Origin of the sequence: Caballeronia sp. EK, from assembly GCF_014384845.1 — a bacterium.
Taxonomy (GTDB): Bacteria; Pseudomonadota; Gammaproteobacteria; order Burkholderiales; family Burkholderiaceae; genus Caballeronia; species Caballeronia jiangsuensis.
This window is the reverse complement of sequence record NZ_JACSUE010000001.1, coordinates 823,978-843,490: the sequence shown is the minus strand read 5'-3', so window position 1 is coordinate 843,490 and position 19,513 is coordinate 823,978. Positions and strand designations below refer to the sequence as shown.

The 19,513-nt window shown below is 62.4% G+C and carries 14 protein-coding genes; 6 read left to right on the top strand and 8 right to left on the bottom strand.

What is annotated here, in order from left to right; genetic code table 11:
* Positions 1-115: 115 nt before the first annotated feature.
* From IAG25_RS03540 to IAG25_RS03530, 3 genes are read right to left on the bottom strand one after another with little or no spacing between them, the layout of a single operon-like run.
* Positions 116-3,313 carry a CHAT domain-containing protein gene (locus IAG25_RS03540; protein WP_187603540.1) on the bottom strand — a complete coding sequence of 1,066 codons (3,198 nt, stop codon included), beginning with the start codon at positions 3,311-3,313 and terminating at the stop codon, positions 116-118.
* A gap of 29 nt (positions 3,314-3,342) precedes the next feature.
* Entirely contained in the window at positions 3,343-5,013 is a 1,671-nt protein-coding gene (locus IAG25_RS03535) for a CHAT domain-containing protein (RefSeq protein ID WP_187603539.1), read from the bottom strand.
* A complete protein-coding gene (locus IAG25_RS03530) occupies positions 5,010-7,805 on the bottom strand; it encodes a PAS domain-containing protein (protein ID WP_187603538.1) in 2,796 nt (931 codons plus the stop codon). The genes IAG25_RS03535 and IAG25_RS03530 overlap by 4 nt, the downstream gene beginning before the upstream one ends.
* A gap of 531 nt (positions 7,806-8,336) precedes the next feature.
* Between IAG25_RS03530 and IAG25_RS03525 the strand changes: the two genes are divergently transcribed.
* A complete protein-coding gene (locus IAG25_RS03525; protein ID WP_187603537.1) occupies positions 8,337-8,825 on the top strand; it encodes a helix-turn-helix transcriptional regulator in 489 nt (162 codons plus the stop codon).
* Between the two features lie 258 nt (positions 8,826-9,083).
* Entirely contained in the window at positions 9,084-9,899 is an 816-nt protein-coding gene (locus IAG25_RS03520; protein WP_187603536.1) for a helix-turn-helix domain-containing protein, read from the top strand.
* Positions 9,900-9,920: 21 nt separating this feature from the next.
* On the opposite strand, the gene IAG25_RS03515 is transcribed toward IAG25_RS03520, so the two are convergent.
* Positions 9,921-10,250 (bottom strand): protease inhibitor I42 family protein, encoded by a 330-nt coding sequence (locus IAG25_RS03515; protein WP_187603535.1) that lies wholly within the window; start codon positions 10,248-10,250, stop codon positions 9,921-9,923.
* Positions 10,251-10,298: 48 nt separating this feature from the next.
* Positions 10,299-11,066, bottom strand: coding sequence for a C1 family peptidase (locus IAG25_RS03510; RefSeq protein WP_187603534.1), 768 nt, complete (start codon positions 11,064-11,066; stop codon positions 10,299-10,301).
* A gap of 264 nt (positions 11,067-11,330) precedes the next feature.
* Between IAG25_RS03510 and IAG25_RS03505 the strand changes: the two genes are divergently transcribed.
* Positions 11,331-12,848 (top strand): P-loop ATPase, Sll1717 family, encoded by a 1,518-nt coding sequence (locus IAG25_RS03505; RefSeq protein WP_187603533.1) that lies wholly within the window; start codon positions 11,331-11,333, stop codon positions 12,846-12,848.
* Between the two features lie 564 nt (positions 12,849-13,412).
* Here IAG25_RS03505 and IAG25_RS03500 read toward each other — a convergent pair.
* Positions 13,413-14,099: a response regulator transcription factor gene (locus IAG25_RS03500; RefSeq protein WP_187603532.1), complete on the bottom strand. Its 687-nt coding sequence runs from the start codon at positions 14,097-14,099 to the stop codon at positions 13,413-13,415.
* A 658-nt stretch (positions 14,100-14,757) separates the two neighbouring features.
* Here IAG25_RS03500 and IAG25_RS03495 point away from each other — a divergent pair.
* From IAG25_RS03495 to IAG25_RS03485, 3 genes are read left to right on the top strand one after another with little or no spacing between them, the layout of a single operon-like run.
* Positions 14,758-16,062: a M4 family metallopeptidase gene (locus tag IAG25_RS03495; protein WP_187603531.1), complete on the top strand. Its 1,305-nt coding sequence runs from the start codon at positions 14,758-14,760 to the stop codon at positions 16,060-16,062.
* A 30-nt stretch (positions 16,063-16,092) separates the two neighbouring features.
* Positions 16,093-16,326 (top strand): hypothetical protein, encoded by a 234-nt coding sequence (locus IAG25_RS03490; protein ID WP_222946346.1) that lies wholly within the window; start codon positions 16,093-16,095, stop codon positions 16,324-16,326.
* A gap of 46 nt (positions 16,327-16,372) precedes the next feature.
* Positions 16,373-16,717, top strand: a complete 345-nt coding sequence (locus IAG25_RS03485) for a hypothetical protein (RefSeq protein ID WP_187603530.1) — start codon at positions 16,373-16,375, stop codon at positions 16,715-16,717.
* Positions 16,718-16,814: 97 nt separating this feature from the next.
* Here the strand turns inward: IAG25_RS03485 and IAG25_RS03480 are convergent, their stop codons facing one another.
* Together IAG25_RS03480 and IAG25_RS03475 are read right to left on the bottom strand one after the other, a co-directional pair.
* Positions 16,815-17,117 carry a protealysin inhibitor emfourin gene (locus tag IAG25_RS03480; protein WP_187603529.1) on the bottom strand — a complete coding sequence of 101 codons (303 nt, stop codon included), beginning with the start codon at positions 17,115-17,117 and terminating at the stop codon, positions 16,815-16,817.
* A 176-nt stretch (positions 17,118-17,293) separates the two neighbouring features.
* A complete protein-coding gene (locus IAG25_RS03475) occupies positions 17,294-19,483 on the bottom strand; it encodes a TonB-dependent receptor (protein WP_255503493.1) in 2,190 nt (729 codons plus the stop codon).
* Positions 19,484-19,513 lie beyond the last annotated feature (30 nt).

Below are 19,513 nucleotides of genomic sequence, written 5' to 3'. Positions count from 1 at the left end.
CATGCGCAGACCTGCGGCGGCGTGAGTGATGCCGTTGTCCACGCCGCAATGCATGCCCCTTTGAGCAAACTGACCGCTTCGTGAGTCGCTGGCGGTGAGACGGGGCGCTCGCGCATCACGCCGCTATCGCTATCGCGCGTGGCGGACGGATCTCCGTGTCGGCATCGCAGTGCACCGCATAGAGCAGACCGAGCGGGTTGAGATGATCCTTCATGAATTGCTGCCGCAACTCGAGGAACGCCTCGCCGAGCGGCTGCCCGGAGAGGAATCGCTCGAAGAACCTGTGCGCCCATTCCATCGCGAAGTAGGCCGGCGTGTCGCATTCCGTGCCGATCACGCCGCGCGCGCCCTTGCTCATGAAGTAAGGCACGAAGCCGTCGTAGAAGGTCGGCGACAGTTTCGACGACTGGCATGCATTGATGAACACCAGCGGATTGCCGGGCAGTTGAATTTTGGCGGGCGCCTTGAGGCGCAAGTCCTTCAGCGTGATGGCGGCGTCGCTCAGTTCGAGGCACGAGGCGTCGGGGCCGTTTTCGTCGGTCAGCTTCGCCGAGATCGCGTGACAGTAGAAGTAAAGGATCTGGTCGGGCGTGGCGGCGTTCCTGAGCGCGTCGAGCACGTCCGCGCGATTGACCCGCGTCTTCACGCCGAGCGCCAGGCGCTCCCAGAACGCTTCCTGCTTCCTGACGTAGCCTTCCTCGGGAAAGGCGTCGTCGATCGTCTTGTTGAGATTCACGCTGATCGCAAGCGATGGGTTGTCGCTGACGATGCCGTGATCCCAGACGTTCAACGAGGGCTGCAACGGAATCTGCTCGATGATGTGACGCATGCCGAGGAAATTGCCCCAGTCGGGGACTGCGTCCGTGGCCTCGTCCAGTTCGGCAACGTCGCCGAGATAGAGCACGCCCCACGGGACCGGCAGACGCTCGGCGAGGATCTGAATCTTCAGGCTGCCGGCTTCTTCCGCGCACAGCTTGCGCAAAAATGCGCCCACGGCCAGCGAATCCGCGCCGGCACCCGGACCTTCGAACAGCTCGATGAAGAGATTCGCGCCCGCGATCGCCAATGCGCGCAGCGCCTGGTTCGACTGCGCGCGCGGAATGTCGATGCGCGTCTGGAACACCGGATCGTCGCCCTCGCATTGCTCGACGACGGAGAGCAGCGTCTTGCGCACGGCGTCGATCGCGCTGTCCAGATGCGCGGGAGAGACGGGCAGCCGCGCCCGTGCCGACACCGGTCCCCACACCACGCAGTCGTAACCGTCGCCGCTCGGCGCGATCGACAATCCGATGTCGCGAGGCCTGAGCACCGCAGCCGCCGACAGCGCCCGTCCGCGAGCGTCGACCATCGCGCGCGAGGGCAGCGGCGCGCCGACCACGAAGGCGAGATCCATCTGCTGCACGAAGTTGCCGTCGCGCAGGATCGTTGCCTTGATGCTCGCCGGTCCGTTCGCGAGCGGCGAGACATCGAAGCGCGCCTTCGTGTGGCCCGCTCCCGAGCGCGGCACGCGCATCTGGCCGACGCGGCCGGACACATCGAAGTTGGCGGTGTCGATCTGCACCGTGAGAATCACGTCTTCCTCGCTTTCGCTCGCGACGGCGGCCTCGTCCAGGCGGACCGCGCCGAGCAGGCCGAGCTGCGCCTCGACGTCCACGTCGAAGGCCAGTTGATACCACTTGCCCGCGACGAGCGTGGTCACCTTCCCGGCGCCTTCGAAGGTCGCGTTGATCCAGCGCGTCTTGTCATCGGTGGCGCGTCCCGCGCCGCGCGAGCCGAGCATCTTCTGCATTTGTTTCGACAGCGCCGGCGAGCCGGAGGCTTTCGCACCCCGAGTGGCGCCGGCGCCGAGCATCCCGCCGCGGCGCGGCTTGTCGGGCAGGGCAGGCGCGGTGCTGACGGGCGCGGACGCATCGAGCGTCACGGACCGGGCGTGCCTTGCGATCGCGATGCCGCCGGATACGCCGGACCAGAACGCATGCGCGACCTCGGGATGCGCGATGTCGCTGTGTGCGCCGGACGGGCCATCGCCGTTGCGGATGACGGCGCTCGCATCGATGTTGTAGATGCGCGCCTCGTTACACTCGAAGGCGAGGTCGCCCGGCATCATCCGCAAGTCGCTGACCAACCTGCCGCCGCCGATGCCCTGGATGCCGAACGCGCCGATGCCGCCGTATTCCGGATAGGCCGCGCCGAGCAGTCGCTGCCCCTTGACGCGCGCGCCTAGCGGATAGAAGCGTCCGACCGCCGTATCGTGCGCGGAGCGCGTGGTGATCAGCGGTCCGCGCACGAGGCCGTTGGCGACGATGCGGTGGAAATAGCCGGTCGAGCCGAGCGCGTAAGGGATCTGATTGCCGTACGACCACAGCGAGAGCGCGCCTTGCACGAGAAAGAGCGAATCGACCGGGCGCACGGGCCGCGCGCCGTCCTGCGGCCCCGCGACCATCGCGGACATCACGATGCAGCCGAAACTGTGGCCCATCAGATGCACGCGCGCGTCCGGCGCGGCCTGCTGGATCGTGCCGAGCAGACCGTGCGCGGCCGTTTCACCGAAGCGGCGGGCGCGATCCTTCATCGTCCAGAAGGAAAGCTGTCGCAACGGCGAGAGCAGGGCGTCTTTCAGGCCGCTGGCGAGACCGAGGACGCGCGGTGGTTCGCCCGCTTGCGCGCCGGCACGATGCTCGCTGCGCGCGGCCGTGACGATCGCCTGCGGATCGAAGCGCGCCTGATCGAAGCCCGGACGCCCGTTGATGCCGTCGGCACGCAAGCCGGCCTCGTTGAACAGCGTCATGTAGGCGTCGTACATTTTCTGCGAGAGCTGCGCCGAACTCGCGTTGTCGGCTTCCTTCAGCACCGTCTCTATCGCCGCGCGCGCGGCCTTCGTATCCACGATCGACGCGCAGATCGACTCGACCGGCCGAGGCGCGGCGCGGCCGTGCGCCGACAACGTCGCCGCGGGCGCTGCATCCGCATCGTCGGGGAACTGCTCCGCGCCCCAGGGCAAACTCGGCCAATGCAGGCCGATGACGAGCGGCGCGAATCCCGGCGTGTCCTTGCGGAGTCGCTCGACGTCGCCCGGGACCGACGCTGTCGCCGCGATCCAGCGATCGTACTGCTCGATGGCGGCGGGTACGTCGCCTTTCCAGCCATGCGACGCGACCAGCACGTCCGTAACGGGCCGCGCCGGGTCCAGAAGCCGCGCGACGATGGTCTCGCTCGCGAGGGTGCCATCGGCTTGCCTGCGCTCCGTGCCGTTTTCATCGAAGAGGACGAGATGGTAGTGAAGATCGGTGCCGGGTACTTCGCGCTCGCACATGGCGACTCCTTTCGTCTGATTCGCTGAATTCAATCCTTGACGACCGCGATCGCGGACGCCCAGATCGGCAAGCCGTGGCTCGACATCCGGACCTTGCGGCACGCGCCGCAATATGCCTCGGCGATCGACTTCCTCTGCTTCACGTACATCCGGTAGAAGTTTTCGAAATACTCCACGCAGGCGTGATCGTTGACGTCCCAGCGAAAGCCGATGACGGCATCGGCTTTCGTGCGCATCAGCTCGATGGCCGTGCGCAGGGACGAACTGCTGCACGAGGACAGCAGCACCATCCGGATGCCGGCCTCCCGCACCCAGTCGGCTACCACCCGCATCGACACGCCCCGGCCGACGCCGCTCTTGTCGGGGAAGATGAGAAAGGTGCCGCCGTTGTCGGGCAGCGTGATCGAATGGCCGGAAAAGTGCAGGATGTCGAATTTTTCGTTGCTCACGAGACGCTGCATCTGCTTCGCCAGCTCGCGCGCGGTTTCGCCGCGCTTGCCTCCGACCACGGTCACAGCGTCGAGCGCGTAGCTCTCCTCCGGCGTCGCGAAGCTCTGGACGACTTCCAGCTCGTCCGGCGTATTGAGCAGGCGGTTGAGCTTGCTGATGGGCACGGGCTCGCCGGTGACCTCGTGTTGCACGATGGCCTCGCCCTGAAAGCTCGCGTTGATGAACAGCACCCGCCGCGGCGGATGCGGCGCATCGGCAAGGCGCTTCGCCTTCTGCGCGCCGCCCGCGCCGGTGCCTTTGAGGAAGCGGATGCGGCGGGCCATCGGCACCCGCGTGCACAGGAAGCTGTCGAGATACTCGGGCGGCTTGGCGAGCTCGAAGGGCAGGCCGAACAGGCGCGCGCACTCGTCGCTCCCCACGTCGATGTCGATACGCAGTTCGACGGGCTCCGGCGGCGTCTCGTCCGAGTCGTCGCTGTCCTGGAAGTGCCCGAGGATGTAATGACCGATCGTCCCCTGAATGAAGGAGTTGAAGATTTCCTCGCCCAGTTCGGCGAAGTAGGTTTGCCAGTCCGGCACCGCCAGGCCGTCGGACATCGGCGAATAGCTGTTGGTTTTGTCGAGCAGATACAGGAGCTCGGTCATGTTTCTGTATTGGTAGGACCCTTGGTCGCGCACGTCGCTGCCATCGAGCATGTAGTAACGCGCTTCGTATTCGCCGACCTCGACCGTCAGCCGGCGCAGCGCGGGCGGCCCGCTACGCACGACGCCATCCAGCGCTCGCCTGAACGCGGCGTTGAAATCCATTTCGCGAATGTTGAGCGACGTGATGTTCCTGCGCTTGAGGAGGCGCAGGTCGAGCCCTTCCACTCGCGACGACACCAGCACGACGACCGGCACCTCGGGCAGCGCCTCGTTGAGCCAGTCGAGCAGGCTCACGGCGGCAGAGCCGTTGCCCGGCGCGCCGCCGCTCGTTTCCTTGCGGACCATGCCGTCGAGCACGACGAGCCCGAGCGACGCGCAGGCCTGCGCGTCCGTGAAGAGCTTCGCGTGAGCGCGGTCGGTGGAAGAGTAGGTCGCGATGCTCATGCGCGCGAAGGCGCGCGCGCCGTCCGCATCCGGGGGCGCTCCGTCCGAATCGGCGATGAAGGCGAACGCATCGCCGACCAGCTCGGCTTTCGCGGCGTCGTCGGAGATGAGCGCGATGCGCCTGGTCCGGGCAAGATCGATGGCGTCGGTGATGGTGTTCATGAAGGTTCTCCCCGCAGTGCCGGCAGCGTGACGTGAAATCCGGTCCAGGGCGGCGTCGCGGCGCCGCTCGTATCGGCGCCCTCGTCGATCCTGAGCGTGCCGCCATGCTCCTCGATCACGCGCGTCAGCGCCTCGAGCCCGAGGCTCGCGTCCTCGCGCGCCTGGCGCAGCGCTCGCCAGAGCATGTCGCGATGGCCTCGGCTGTTGGTCTTGCCGCTGGTTCGCGCCGGCGCGCTATCGGTGAGCGTGAGATCGAGCCGTGCCGTGCCGTCCTCGTAGGCGAGCGCGACCGCGACGCTGCCGTCGTCCGCGCGCACACGCAACAAATGCGCGAGCAGCGAGCGGATCACGAATTCGAGCCGCTCCGGATCGGCGCTCACCTGACCGGCGGGCGCGTTCGGCTGCCGCTGGATTTCCTTCTGGTCGCGCAGCGGCAGCGACTCGACGACTCGCGTGATGCAGCGGGCGAGATCGACCGGCGTTTCGGTGCGCTTCGGATAGCGCCGGATTTCGACGCCTTGCGCGAGCCGCTCGAAGGTGATGTCGACCTTGCCGATCTCGGCGAGCAGCCGCTCCGAGAGCCTTTCCTGCTCGCTCTTGCCGGCGGCTTTGCCGCTCGCGCAGAGCTTCGGCAACTGCCGCACGAGATTGCTCGCGAGAGCGAGCGGTGCGCGGGTCTGCTGCGCGACGTCGGCGACCGTCTCGCGCAGAAAGCGCATGTCGACTTCCCACGCCCGGCCGCGCAGGTCGATGAGAAACCAGATCGCGGTGTCGAAGCTGCCGTCGAGCACCTGCCGGGTCACGAGCACCGGCCGCGTGCGATTGTCCTCGCCCAGCAGCACCACGCGCCGCCGTATGGTCGAGCCGAAGCCGTTGAGTACCTCGACGCCGCACGGATCGTCGCTCGACGCGTAATCGCTCAGAAAATCGTGGCAAGGCTTTTCGCCCTTCACCGCCAGAAGCCGCCGCGCCGCCGTGTTCATCCACAGGATCGCGCCTTCCATGCCCACCACGACGACGCCCTGGCGGGTTTCGCGCAGCACGGCGTGATTGATCTCCTCGACCGCGCGCTGTCTGAGCCCGTCCTGCAAGGTATTGACGAGCGCCTCGATCGCCGCCGTGTCGGGGCCGTGAAACGCGTGAGCCTCGGACGTCTCGATATGCAGCATCCAGCGGATGCGGTGATTCAGCCGGAGCGGAATGGTCATCGCGGAGCCTATCCCTTCGCGTCCGAGCGCCAGATAGCCGTATTGCTCGACGCCGGGTTCGCCGACCTGATTGACGATGAGCGTCTGTTCCGCTTTCAGGCTCGCGCCCAGCATGCCGACCTCGAATGACTGAACATAGTCGGGCGGATCGATACGGAAGGTTTCCGGGCAAGGACTTTCGTGCACCAGCTGGAATTCTTTCTTCTGCCGGTCCAGCCGGTACAGCGAAACATAGTTCCAGTGAAAACTGAGCGCGAGTTGATCGACGATATCGCCCGCGACCGTCGCCAGCGACGTCGCCTCGGCGAGCTGCTTTCTGAGCTTGTCGCCGAGTGCCGCGCGCTGACTCTGGATCTGTTCTTCGATACGGATCAGCACCGGCTCCAGGTCGAGGTTTCGCAACAACTCGACATCGCGTTCGGTGAAGGCGTGCGCCTGTTGCGAGCAAAGCGTCAGCGCGGAAGTCGGGCCGCTCTTGTCCTTCGCGATGAGCGTCGCGGACGAGCGCATGCCGCGATCCTCGTACATGGCCACGACCTGGCTTTTGCGCAGCTCCGGGAAGTTGTCGATGAACTGATGCACGTCCGGGACCGCGCCGAGGCCCTGGTCGATCCACGCCTTGATGCCGGCCGGCAACGGAAGCCAGCGCTCGGTCCACTTGAGGCGGTCGCGAGGATAGAGCATGAAGGCGCGGAAGAAGCGGACATCGTCTGCATACATGCCGAAATTGGCGTGGTCGAACGGTATCAGCCGCCTGACTTGCTCGAGGATGCACTCCAGTTGCAACTGCCACGTCGCGAAAGAAGCGTCGCGCGCGATCCGTGCGATCTGCTCGCGCACCCGGTCGACCAATGTGAGCTCGATGACCGCGACCACGCCCAGAACGTGCCCGCCGGGCGAGAGGTCCGGGATTAGCAGGAGCGGCGCCGCCTCGCGCTCGCCGCCGGTGTACTGGGCAACCGAAATTTCGAGCTTCACCGGTTTGAGCGTGACGAGACACTCCTGGAAGCAGCGCTTGAGGCAAGGATCATCGGATTCGGGGCGACGCAAGACGTCGTCGCGAGCGTGGCCGAAGAGCGAAACGAGCGTGCGGCCGATGACCCGTTCGGGCACGAGCGACAGCGCCGAGTATGTGGCGTCGTTGGCGAAGCGCACGACGCCGTCGGCGCACACGCGCAACACGGCGAGCGGCGCGTCCTGGAGACGCTCCATCTCCGAGTGCCGAAGCGGCGCGCCGTCGGCGACGAGCAACAGCCTCTCGCCCGTGTCGGGCCATTCGCACACCGTGTGCAGCCACGCGGGAATGAGCGCGCCATCCGGCCCGTAGTAGAGCGCCTCGACGGGACTCGCGACCGGCTCCTCCCGCGCCGCGACGTCATGTAATCCGTCGATGCGAAACAGGTCGTCGATCCGTCTGCCGGCCGCTGCCGGCAGACGTCGCTCGAAGGCGGCGTTCGCCTTGCAGACGACGTTCGAGCGGTCGACGATCACACAGGGGCTTCCCGACGACAGGAGGGAGTCGGGAAATTGTGCGAAAAGCGTATCGGCCGGTGAGACGAGACTGACACAGGGTTCGCTGCTCATGGATCCTCCGAATGTTCGTGCGGGGACTTGAAGGACGGCTGGCATGTGTCCGGGAGCGGGCAAACGTTTGACCGAAAACGCAGCTTCGGTCAGATCGAGGGCGCGCCCTACGACGATGCGTTTGTCGGGCGCGTAGTTGTTATGTATTCCTCAAACTTGCGGCTCGGGCTTGCGATGCTCACGGGGTTGCCGTCGAAACGTTGTGTTCTCTGCAATGCGCGTGAAGTATCTCGACTGAAAGACGCGGCACGATGTCGGATTTTAAAAAATGCGCCCGAAACGTTTCATGCTTTCTTCATTGAGCGCATACATGAGCGCCCGTCAGTCCATATCGACAGCACGAATTCAAATTCCTGGATTCCAGTCGTCTTTTGATCGCGATGTACCTCTGCGCGACCCTCTCCCGGCGACCGGCTCGTTTTCGATCCTGCTTCCGTTCGATCGAACTGCTTCGCGCATGGTTCGTCGTGGCCGCGCGTCGACGCTGCCATTACCCTCATAGCCCGTTCACCCGTTTGTTGAAGGTGCTTCATGAGCACGACTACGCGACAGGAAAGCACCGATGACCTCTTGTCCGACGACGACATCGGACCGGCTTTGTCCGACCTTCGGTTGTCCTGTCAGAAGCCGGTCTGGTTCGCGCAGATCGAGCAAGAACAGGAAAGCCTGAAGCGCACCTCACCCGCGATCCGGCATGTTCGGGAGAACTTCTCCCGCAGGATCGCGCTCAAGGAGGTAGCGGATCTGTGCCGGCTCAGTCCGTCTCAGTTTTCTAGAACGTTCAAGGTGGAACAGCATCTGAGCTTCGGGGAGTTCGTGCTTCGATTCCGGCTCTGGATGGCGCTGCATCGCCTGACATCGAACCGGGAGTTGGTGAAGGAAGTCGCTTATGCGGTGGGATTCAACGATATGTCGTATTTCGCGCGCTCATTCAAGCGCTATTTCGGCACATGCCCGAGCGAACTGAAGACGATGTCGATGCATCGCGTCGATGACTCGCACAGCGCTCAGGACGGGTAGCCTTCCCGCCGAAAAGTCACGACTTATGATCAAATTTAAGGATAACTAAATTAATATCGACAGTCTTCTCTTGAAGAAAACCATGTGGTGGATGAAAAGAGCCCTGCGCAAGTGGGGACCGTAGTCCCGCGAAGCGCGGGTTTCAAGAAACGCCCCGAACGTTCAAAGTACGGATCAGGCAGTGGTTTGATCCATTGCATATCGGGCCAGTCCGAGGACGGAAAGTTCTCTCGACGGCTCAACGAAGGGGCGGCAATCATGCGGCAAATGCAGCAGCAGATTCGCGTTTCTGACGGACACGCGTTCGTCTGGATCGACCTCACGAAAGAACCATCCTTGTCCGTCGCGCATTCGATAGCCGGCGAATTCGAGTTCAGAACGGTGCGCGAACCGCAGCATATCGTCGGGGCTATCGAACACTGCGCGCCGCCCTTCATCTGCGTGGAACTCGCGGAAGAGAGCGGCGGCGAGGCCGGTCCGAAGAGCATCGACATGCTCAAGCGTGTTAGCGAGGCCTGTCCCGATCTGCCCGCACTCATCGTCGTCGGGCACGGCTCGTCGATGGCGGCGCTGTGTGCCATACGCCTGCGCGTGTGGAACGTCATCATCAAGCCGGTCAGCGCCACGGAATTGCACAGGACGATTCGTGCGATGGTCGCGACGTTTCAGCCGGGCGGGTCACGGGAAGCGTGGCCCGCGGTCGCCGGTAAAGCCGACGAGCGACCGGGTATCGTGCGTACATCGTCGGCGATCTCGTACGTGGCGAGCCACTACATGGGCAGGATCACGATCAGCGATGTCGCCGCGCAGTGCAGGCTCAGTCCTTCGCAGTTTTGCAGGACGTTCAAGAAGGAGCATCACGTGAGCTTTGGGCGTTACCTGCTTCGCTATCGCATGGATCGTGCGCGCGAGCGGCTTAGCCTCGCCGATGTGCTCGTCGGAGAAGTCGCCTTTGAAGTCGGCTTCAATGATCTCTCGTACTTCACGCGATCATTTCGCCGGGAGTTCGGATTGTGTCCGACCGAGTTTCAGGCCGGCGCGATCCGACAGCAGGCATCACCGATGCCTGCGTAAAAGGGCGGCGCGGCCGCGATCTCAGGAGCGGGGAGAAACATCGACGTCAAGCTCGAAGGTCGAGCATGGCGAAGGATCCTTTTCCCATGCGCGTACGCAGTTCAGAACGATCCGCGCACGGCCCGCGCCGCTCGCAACGAAAGCCCATCTCGCCATGCCGCCCGCACCGGGCGGACGCTGCCCCGCGATGTAGCCGGACCCGCGCGACGTCAGCACGCCGTCGGCGCTCCGGACGAGCGTCCAGCGAAAGCCAGTGGCCGGCGTCTCATCGAGCTCGACGATGAGTTCATCATCGAGCTCGAGTTCGACGGTACGGCCCGAGTCCGTTTGCGTGACAGTCGTGCTGCGCATGGGCGTGCTTGCTCCGGATCTCGATGCGTGACCTACGGACGCGACCGTTCAGGCCGCGACGAGGCGAATCGTCCAGAAATCGGACGACAGGTCCGTATCGGTGAGGTAAGCATAGGGCATCGTGCAGTATCCGTTCTTGCCCCAGCCCTCGCCCCACGAATTGCGGACGATGAAGCGCTGCTGCGCGTCGTCATAACCGACGGCGACGACGCAATGCCCGCCGAGCAGCTGTTCCTGAGGCGAGGGCATCGGAACGATGCCGGTCTGCGCCACCTCGGCGCTCTCGAAGCTCTCGTAGACGCTGAATCCGAACACGATCGGATAGCCGTCGGCGAGACATCCCTTCATCTGATTCAGGTTCTGCACCAGGCGCGAGTACTGCACGACCTTGTATTTCAGCGCTTCCGTGTAGCAGTTCTTCGGCGGCTTCGATCTGAACTGGCCGATGTCATAGGGCCAGCTGGTTTCGGGGCAATCGCCTTGCTTCGCCACGGACTTGAATCCGTCGCGGATCATTGCGCCGCTGTCCGAGTCGACCGTGTGCTCGATGACGCGCTCGTTGTAGTAGATGAAGAGCCGCGAGGGATTGAAGGGCGGCTGGAGGTTCTGCTTCATGCGGTCGAACTGCAGCGCCGCGGCGATACCGTTGGCCGTGCAACTGCCGAGGCTGCCCTGGTCATAGACCGGCGGACACTGGGCGGTCAGGTCGACGCTGGCGGGCAGCGCCGCGAGCCGCGTGACGGGCGCAGCGTAAAGATGGTCCCGATGGTCGGGCAGGTCTCGCACCCATCCGTAGTGCTTGGTCTTGAATGCCATGTCAGTCTCCTTTGGAAGTCGATCATTCGAGGTCGCGCGCACGCGGTCGACGGTTCGCGTGCGATGTTCATCGCGACCGTCCGGCGGCTGCACGGCAAAGATTACGGCGGCACACGTGGGCCGCGTTAGTACGATCCTGCTGGATGAATAGGAGAATCGTGCTGCCGATGCGATGTCGGGTGAATCGCCACGTTGCCGGGGACAAGTGCGTGGCGTATGCTGCGTGAACGTGCCGGTTCACATCCGAGTGGGGCGCATGAAGTCATGAGCAATCCGACGCCTTCAAGCGACAGCGACACCACCGAGGTTCAGATCAGGCTGAACGACAGGACGTTGTTCGGCAATGACGCGGGTGAAGACGAAAACATCGATGTCCTCACTTCGTATTTCGTGAACCAGCCTGCGTTCGGGGAGTTCCTCGACCCGAAGGTTCGTCTTCAGGTGGCGCGGGCGCGTAAAGGCATGGGCAAATCGGCGCTGCTTGCCAAGTTCGCGCACGACCTCGCTGCACTGCCGTGCAGACCGCTCATCGTCAATGTGGTGCCATCCACGCTCGCCGGCATGCTCGCACCGCCGGACAGCGACAATGCGGTGATGCTCGAGAACTACTGGAAACAGGTGATTTGCCGCGCGATCAATTTCGAAATCGCCAAGTCGATCGGATTCGCCTGGCGCGACGACGACATCACGCTCGTCGAGACCGCCGAGTTGGCGGGGTTCAGGGGCAAGAGCCTCGTCGGGGCGCTCACGAGCCGTCTGCTCGGCAAGATCAGCCTCTTCGGCGCGATCGAGATCACGCAGAAGTCCATCCCGGTGCAGAACCATGACCAGATGCTCAAGCGCATGCAGGATGCGGAGCGCGATGCGCGGGATGTCTGGTTCCTGCTCGACGACATCGACACCCGGTTCAGAAACGTGCCCGCTCAGCAGGCTTATGTGGCTTCGTTCTTTTCCGCATGCAGGAGCCTGATTCGTGAAATCAACGGCATCTCGATTCGCGCCACGGTCAGGAGCGACGTCTGGTCGGGTCTGACCAGCGTGGAAGATCTCGACAAGTTCGAGCAGTACATTTGCGACATTGCATGGACCACGAACCAGCAGAAGGATATCGTCGTCAAACGGATTCATGCCTATGTGCAGCGCGAGTATCCCGCCTGCAGCATCGCGAAGAACTGGACCATTGCGGCCGACGCCGACGCGCTCACGGAACTCGTCTTTGCCCGCAGATTCAAGTGGGGCAGCGAAGGTGTTCCGCCTATCAACGTGCTGCGAATTTTTGCCGGTGGCAGACCGCGATGGATGGCTCAGCTCTGCCGGCTCGCCGGCAACAGGGCTGTGGTGAATAACAGCGCCCGGATCGGCGTCAATGAGATCAACGAGATCATGCCGGAGTTCGGGAAGCGGCGGCTCGCTGATCTTTACAACGAGCACGGACACCAGTTCGCGGACCTGCGAAAGCTGATCGAGATTTTCAGCAATGGCGAGCGCAGCTACACCACGACGGAACTCGGCCGCAAGATCACGCAGGCTTATGTCCGCACGAAGAGCGCCAAGTCCATTCCCGACATCGACGGCGCTCCTTACCGGCATTCGATGCAGATCTCCCAGTTTCTCTTCCGATGCGGCTTTCTGGTGGGCCGCGCGGCGGAGGTCGGTCCTGACGGCGTCGCGTTCGTGACCTACGAGATGCGCCCTGATCTGCTGCAGGTGGACGCCAATCCCGATGACGGCATGGACTGGGAAATACAGGCGCCGTATAGAAGGGCGTTGCGCATCCGCTGAACCGCAGGTTCGCGATATGCGCGGTCCGGTGTGAAATAACTTCAATGCGCATCGCATATGTTCGGCTGTCGACCGAGCAGGCGTAGCCTCATATCGTGCGCAACGCGGGCGAACATATGGCACTTCCCCACGCGCCGCGGATGCGTGATGATAGTCCCCATTGTCGAGATGACCTCGCGATCAAAACGTGCGACGAGTCGGGAGACAGAGTTTCAAGGAGAGCAAAATGTTTGCGACACGAGTCTTGCTGCGGCCTAATTCGAGCCGACTGCATGAAACCGATGGCGCCCGTGAAGGAATTCGGGCAGGGCGCCATGTCGGCACCCAATGGCCCGGCAGTTTTGCAAAGATGCAGAGCAGTTGACAGATGGCGCCCCGTGCCGCCATCTTTTCTGTAGCCATCTCAATGGCCTGAGAAAGGAACATTAAAGACGGTGGCATGCGTGCCTGAGAAGGTCACGAAGAAGTTGTCGGCCATATCGGCGGCGACATTTGTCAATTCACACACGCGGCAAGCAGGACACTCGAAGCGGCGAGAGCCTCATGCTCTCGTCGCTTTCTTGTTTATCCCGCGCACTTCTCCACTTCCTTCTCCGCGAGTTCATTCACGCGGATCGCGGCCTCGGTGCGGTTGCGCACACCCAGCTTGTCGTAGATTGCACATGAGACCTGCCTGACGTGGCCAGGGCTGATGTCGAGCTCACGGGCGATTTCCTTTCCCGACAGGCCGCGCCCGATACGACGCGCGACCTCCCATTCGCGCGGCGACAGTCCGTGCGGATTGCGCATGCGCTCGTCGAGGCGCGTGCATGTGAGGCGACGCAGGACGGCATCGGGAATCCAGAGGTCGCCGGCGAGGATGCGTCGCAGGCCGTTCAGCGTATGCCGATGATCGTTGCGTCCCACCAGAATGCCTTGCGCCGCGTGATCGCCGAGGCACGTGCGGATGGTTTCGACGGCCTGATCGTCGATATGCCCGTGCGTCATCCATGCGGCGACGGGTACATTGTGCCGGTTGTGAGCCTGAAGTTGTTCGAGGGTGCGGGCGCCACGCGGCGCGTCGTCGAGATCGAGATCGAGAAACACGAAGTCGGGGGGGGGATCGCGGGTCAGTTCATCGATGGCACGCGCAAACGTGAAGACCGGCACGACCTTGATGCACGCCATGCCGAGCTCTTCCGCGTTCAGTTCAAGATAGTGCGCGAGCGCGATGCAGTGAAGCTCGTGACTGTCTGCCCACACGATTTTCATTGCCGTTTCTCCTGCCTTCCATGTGCTGCGAAAGAACTGCGAAATCCGTAGCGCAAGCAACGCGCCGGTTTCAGGCAAGCCTGGCCGAATGCACGTGATAGCGATCATAAAGTCGCCGACCATAAACGCAATCCCTTCTGAAAGAGGGAGCCGGATCGAGGGGGCACGGTGCGAAAGTCGATTATCTATAGCTTTTCAGTCTGCACATACCGAAGATTGAGGCATTGGCACTCGAAGAGATAAAAGCACAATAGTCATAGCGAGTAGCAGGATCGTTATAACGGAACCGCAAACGCTTCCATTACACTGCGCTTAAGCAGAGTCCAGATGAAAGCGTTTAGTCATCCCAACGAGATTCCAGATATACGAGTGAAACGACGAGATCCGGACGAATAATGCCGGGGCCGAGATACGTGCGCGTTCGGAAGCACCTGAAGGGCTGCCGCACGTTCAAACACCAAGCTTATTTCCCAAGGCGTATGGCACGCCCTGGCGTAATGCGCTGTTTCATTCCAATTCGAATATTGAAAAAGCAAGCACGAGGGAGCATTAGCCGGGCCGGCACTCCAGCGCATTCGTCGCAAGGGGAGTTGAGTTCCGAAAATGTCGGCAGTTTCGTTCAGGTCCATTTGCACTACCGCTCGACCAAGGAGGCAGTATGAAATGCGATGACCCAGTGGCCCACGGCCAATATCGATGCAGATGCGGCATTGTTCCGCCTCATATGCTCGAGGCGATTATAAAGAACGGCGATGCGGAGCAGCGCATTGCCGCCGCGCAAACATTGCATCTGACCGAGCAAATGCGGCTGGAGCGCCTGAGTCTGGTAGGCGAAACGGGCCCCGCTCAGCTTGCCGATGAAACTGCCGGCGCCGCGCATAAAAGCCGGAAAATCTATACCGCCGCCAATGGCACGGGTCTCCCCGGAAACCTCGTGCGAAGCGAAGGACAGGGAGCATCCGGCGATGCGGAAATCGACGAAGCATATAACGGTCTCGGCGCCACGTTCGATTTATATAACAACATCTTCCAGCGCAACTCGATCGACAATGCCGGAATGGATCTGATCGGGACGACCCATTACGGAGTCAAATATAACAATGCGTTCTGGAACGGTTCGCAAATGGTTTTCGGCGACGGCGACGGCAAGCTGTTCAACCGATTCACCATCGCCATCGATGTGATGGGGCACGAACTTACGCACGGCGTGACGCAATACACCGCGAAGCTCGTTTATAGCAACCAGTCAGGCGCCTTGAACGAATCGGTCTCGGACGTCTTTGGCTCGATGGTGAAGCAATACGCGCTCGGGCAGACATCGGCGCAGGCCGACTGGCTCATCGGAGCGGGTCTGCTGGCAGCGGGCGTGAAGGGCGTTGCGTTGCGGTCGATGAAGGCTCCCGGCACGGCTTACGACGATCCGGTTCTGGGGAAAGATCCTCAGCCGGATCACATGAGCAAGTATGTCAATACGACGTCGGATAACGGCGGGGTGCATATCAATTCCGGCATTCCGAACAAGGCGTTTTATCTTACGTCGATTGCACTGGGTGGAAACTCGTGGGATAGGGCAGGCCATATCTGGTACAACACGCTGCTCGATACCCGGCTTTCGGCCTCCGCGCAATTCCAGGATTTCGCGAATCTTACCGTCGACAACGCGAACAAGCTTTACGGCGCGACCGTTGGCAATGCTGTCGTGCAGGCGTGGCAGCAAGTCGGCATTAATGTCGCGGCGATCGTGTCATGGCAAAACAATAAAGCGGTCTTGTCGACCTATACCAGCCCGCACTCCATGAACGCCTGGGCATACATCCAGGACAACGGCTGGAGAAAGGTTCAATCCCTGACGCCGGACGGTGTCACGAATACCTTCGCCTTGCTGGTCGATGCGCAAAGCGTCAACGCCAGGGTGAACGTGTACCTCGATGGCACGACCATCTATCAGGCTTATTCCGTGTAAGTAACGAGTATAGTGAAAGGAGGATTTATCATGGCATACGTGAACTTTTCCAACGTCAAGGTCAGCATGACTTTTTGCAGCCCGCATTCGATGAACGCATGGGCTTTGATCGAAACGCAGCCCTGGAGAAAGCCCCAGCCGATCAGCACGGACGGCGTTTCCAATATGTTCGTCATGCTGAATGCGGCGAAAATCAGCGGACGAACGGTGTCGGGTTCATACGACGACGCCACGGGGCAGCTCTATACGCTATATCTGAACTGAACCCGTAAAGACGCTCGCAGCGTTGCATGAAAAGGAACCCATTCTCATGAACCCATCATCCATCACGATCAAGATTGAATTTGGTCAGGACGGGAGTGGCACGACTGTCAAGGATATTTCCGGGGGAGATGCCGCTCCGACTCCTTCTTCCGACGCAGTCATGCATACCGGCTTGAACAGTTCGATTCCTTTCCCGGATATGAAGTCGGGCGCGGCCGGTGCGCAAGAGGAAATCCCGACTCCATTTTCTGGCGGCGCCGGATTTCTGGAAGCAACATCGGCTCCGCCGATCCCGGATTTGAATCCGGCGGCGCTTTCAGGAGGCAGTGATGAAGCGCCGCCGCCCCATCCTGAGGAGGCCCAAACGGCTGGAAAGAAAGGCGCGAAATAAGATCGCGTTTCAAGAAACTGGCGCCTGGATCAGGCGCCAGTTTTATTTTGATTCGAGGCGAGCTGTCGATATTTTAAACCGGCTGTCGCTTTCGTCCTTATCGATGCCCGTGTTCCCTGATGAAATGCATCAGTGCGCAAAATTCAGGCGGCGGCGACGGATCAGCCGCGCTGAGCACGGTTCGCGCATCTCCATCGACGATCACGATTCGGTGGTTTTGGCCGTCCGGAATCGTCGTGCTTTCTGTCGCGATCGATCTCTCTGCGCGGGCAGCCGCGACCAGCCTGGCGAACGCGTCGTTTTCGCCAGCCGAAAGCTCTGTCTCGTTCAAAACCATCGGCTTCGCCAGGCCGGGAACGCCGGCAGTCCAGCCACCGTCGGTTGTCAGTTCCGCGTGCATCGCGTGCTCCCTTCAGGTTCGATTGTGCGTTTGAAAAGCTCCTTTCCAGTATAGAAATGCCGGGCGCGTTTTGTCGGGTATCGGGGCCCTTTGCTATTTGCGCCCGCTCGTCGCCCGCTTTTTGGTTGGCCGCCACCTTCGCGTCATGACGGCGAACCGCAATACACAGCTCGCAATCAGAAATCGATCTGCGCGGAAAGCAGCAACGTGCGCGGCGCGGCATTCATCACATACGTGCCTTGCTGAATCCAGTATCGGCTACCGAAAAGATTCTCGATGTTCGCGCGGAACACGACGTCCTTCTGCGCGATCCGCATTCCGTAACGCACACCGACGTCGTAACGCGTCCACGCCGGCAGGCGCAAGGTGTTGCTCGAATCGTAGTACTGCGCGCCCGTATGGATGATCCGGCCGTTGACGCTCAGCCCCGCAATCCACGGCAGGTCGTAGTCCGCGCCAAGGTTGAAGGCGAATTTCGGCACGCCGCCCGGATCGTTGCCGTCCTGCGTGCCGCCCGCCGTGCCTGAGACCTTCGGATCGTAGAACGTCGCGCTCGCCATCATGCGAAGACCGCGATATACCTCGCCGTAAGCCGCCAGTTCGAGCCCGCGCACACGCGTCTTGCCGTTGTAGCCGTAGATGTTCGTCGTCGGATCGGTGACGGCGTTCGGCTGCGAGATCTGGAAGATCGCCGCCGACGTCATCACGTGGCCCCAGTCCGCCTTCACGCCCGCTTCGTACTGATTCGACTTGTACGGCGCGAATGCCTGTCCTGCATTCGCGGTGCCGGCCGGCGCGGTGCCGCCATTGCTGAGACCCGACGTGAAGTTGCCGTACACGGAAACGTTCGACAGCGGCTTCACCACGATGCCCGCGAGCGGCGTGATCGCCTGCTGATCGATCGAGCTTTGCTGCGTGCCCGTGGTCGGATCGTAGTTGTCCTGCCCGATGGTCTGACGGCGGAAGCCGCCCGTGATCAGCACACGATCGTTAAGGAACGACATCGTATCGATGACCTGCTGGCTGTTCAAACGCGTCTGGCTGCTGCGCTGCATGTCGCCGCGCGGGACGCCCACCGGTGCGAGCGGCGTCGGACTGTAGAGATTGGACGCCACCGAATCCGACGACAGCGCATAGAAGTAGCCGATCTCCTGATTCAGGCTCGTGACGCCGGTGACGAGCGTGTGCTTGACGCCGAAGGTATCGAAGTGAAAGCGCAGGCCCGCGTCGACGGTCTTCGTGCGAGTGTACTGATCGTAGTAACCGTTCGCGACGTCGAAGGCGCCCGCGGCCGTCATGCCGCTCGCGAACGGGAAGTTCTGCTCGGACGTGCCGTAGTGCTCGCCGGCCGCGCCGTACACGGTCACGTACCTGTTGATGTCGTACTCGGCGCGCGTCATGACGGCCGAATCGCGCAGCTTCAGCTTCGAACCGGGATAGAGGTTGTTGTACGCCGACGGCACCGCCGGCACGGCAGTCGCAGTGCCGAAGCCGATTTGCGAACGGAACTCGTCGGTGTTTTCAGAGACGTTGTAGGCGTCGAACGACCAGCGCAGTTGCTTGCCGCGATAGTCCAGCCCGATCGCGCTGTCGCCCTGGAGCTGATTGCCGTGCGCGATGCCCGTCTGCCCGTCCTTGATCTGTCCGTTGAAGCGGATGCCCCACTGGCCTTCGTCCCCGAAGCGGCGGCCGACATCGGCGGCGATGCCGAACTGTCCTTTGGTCTGAAACAGCGCCGTCAGACGCGTGAGCGGGGTATCGTCGGCGCGCTTGGTGACGATGTTGATCGCGCCGCCGACGCTGCCACCCGGTCCCATGCCGTACATCAGCGAACCCGGGCCTTCGAGCACTTCCACGCGCTCGAGCAGATTCACGGGCACGCGCGCCGCCGAGACCATGCCGTACAAACCGTTGAGCGCGACATCGGTCGGTTGCACATCGAAGCCGCGAATCTGGAAGACATCGCCGAAGCCGCCGCTGCTCTGTTCCGTGCGCACGGAGGCATTATTGGTGACGACATCGGCGATGGTGCGCGCCTGTGTGTCGCGGATCATCTGCTCGGTGTAGTTGGTGGTGTCGAACGGCTGGTTCATCACGTTCGATGTCCCGAGTACCCCGATGCTGCCGCCTCGCGCCACTTGTCCGCCCGCGTAGGGCGCGGGCAAATCGCCAGCCTCGGCGGTGCCCTTCACCACGATGGCGGGCAGCGCCGTCGATTGCGATGCGGTGCCGTCGGTGCCGTCGGTGCCGTCGGTCGTGCTCTGCGCGTGGGCGCTCGCCTGCAGTGCGGTTGCGGCGATCAGTCCGACGAACAGGCGGTCGACCGCCCATGACACCGCAGTGCGCCGATGAGTTGTTTGGTGCATTCCCCGTTGCGACATAAGGCCAGACTCTTC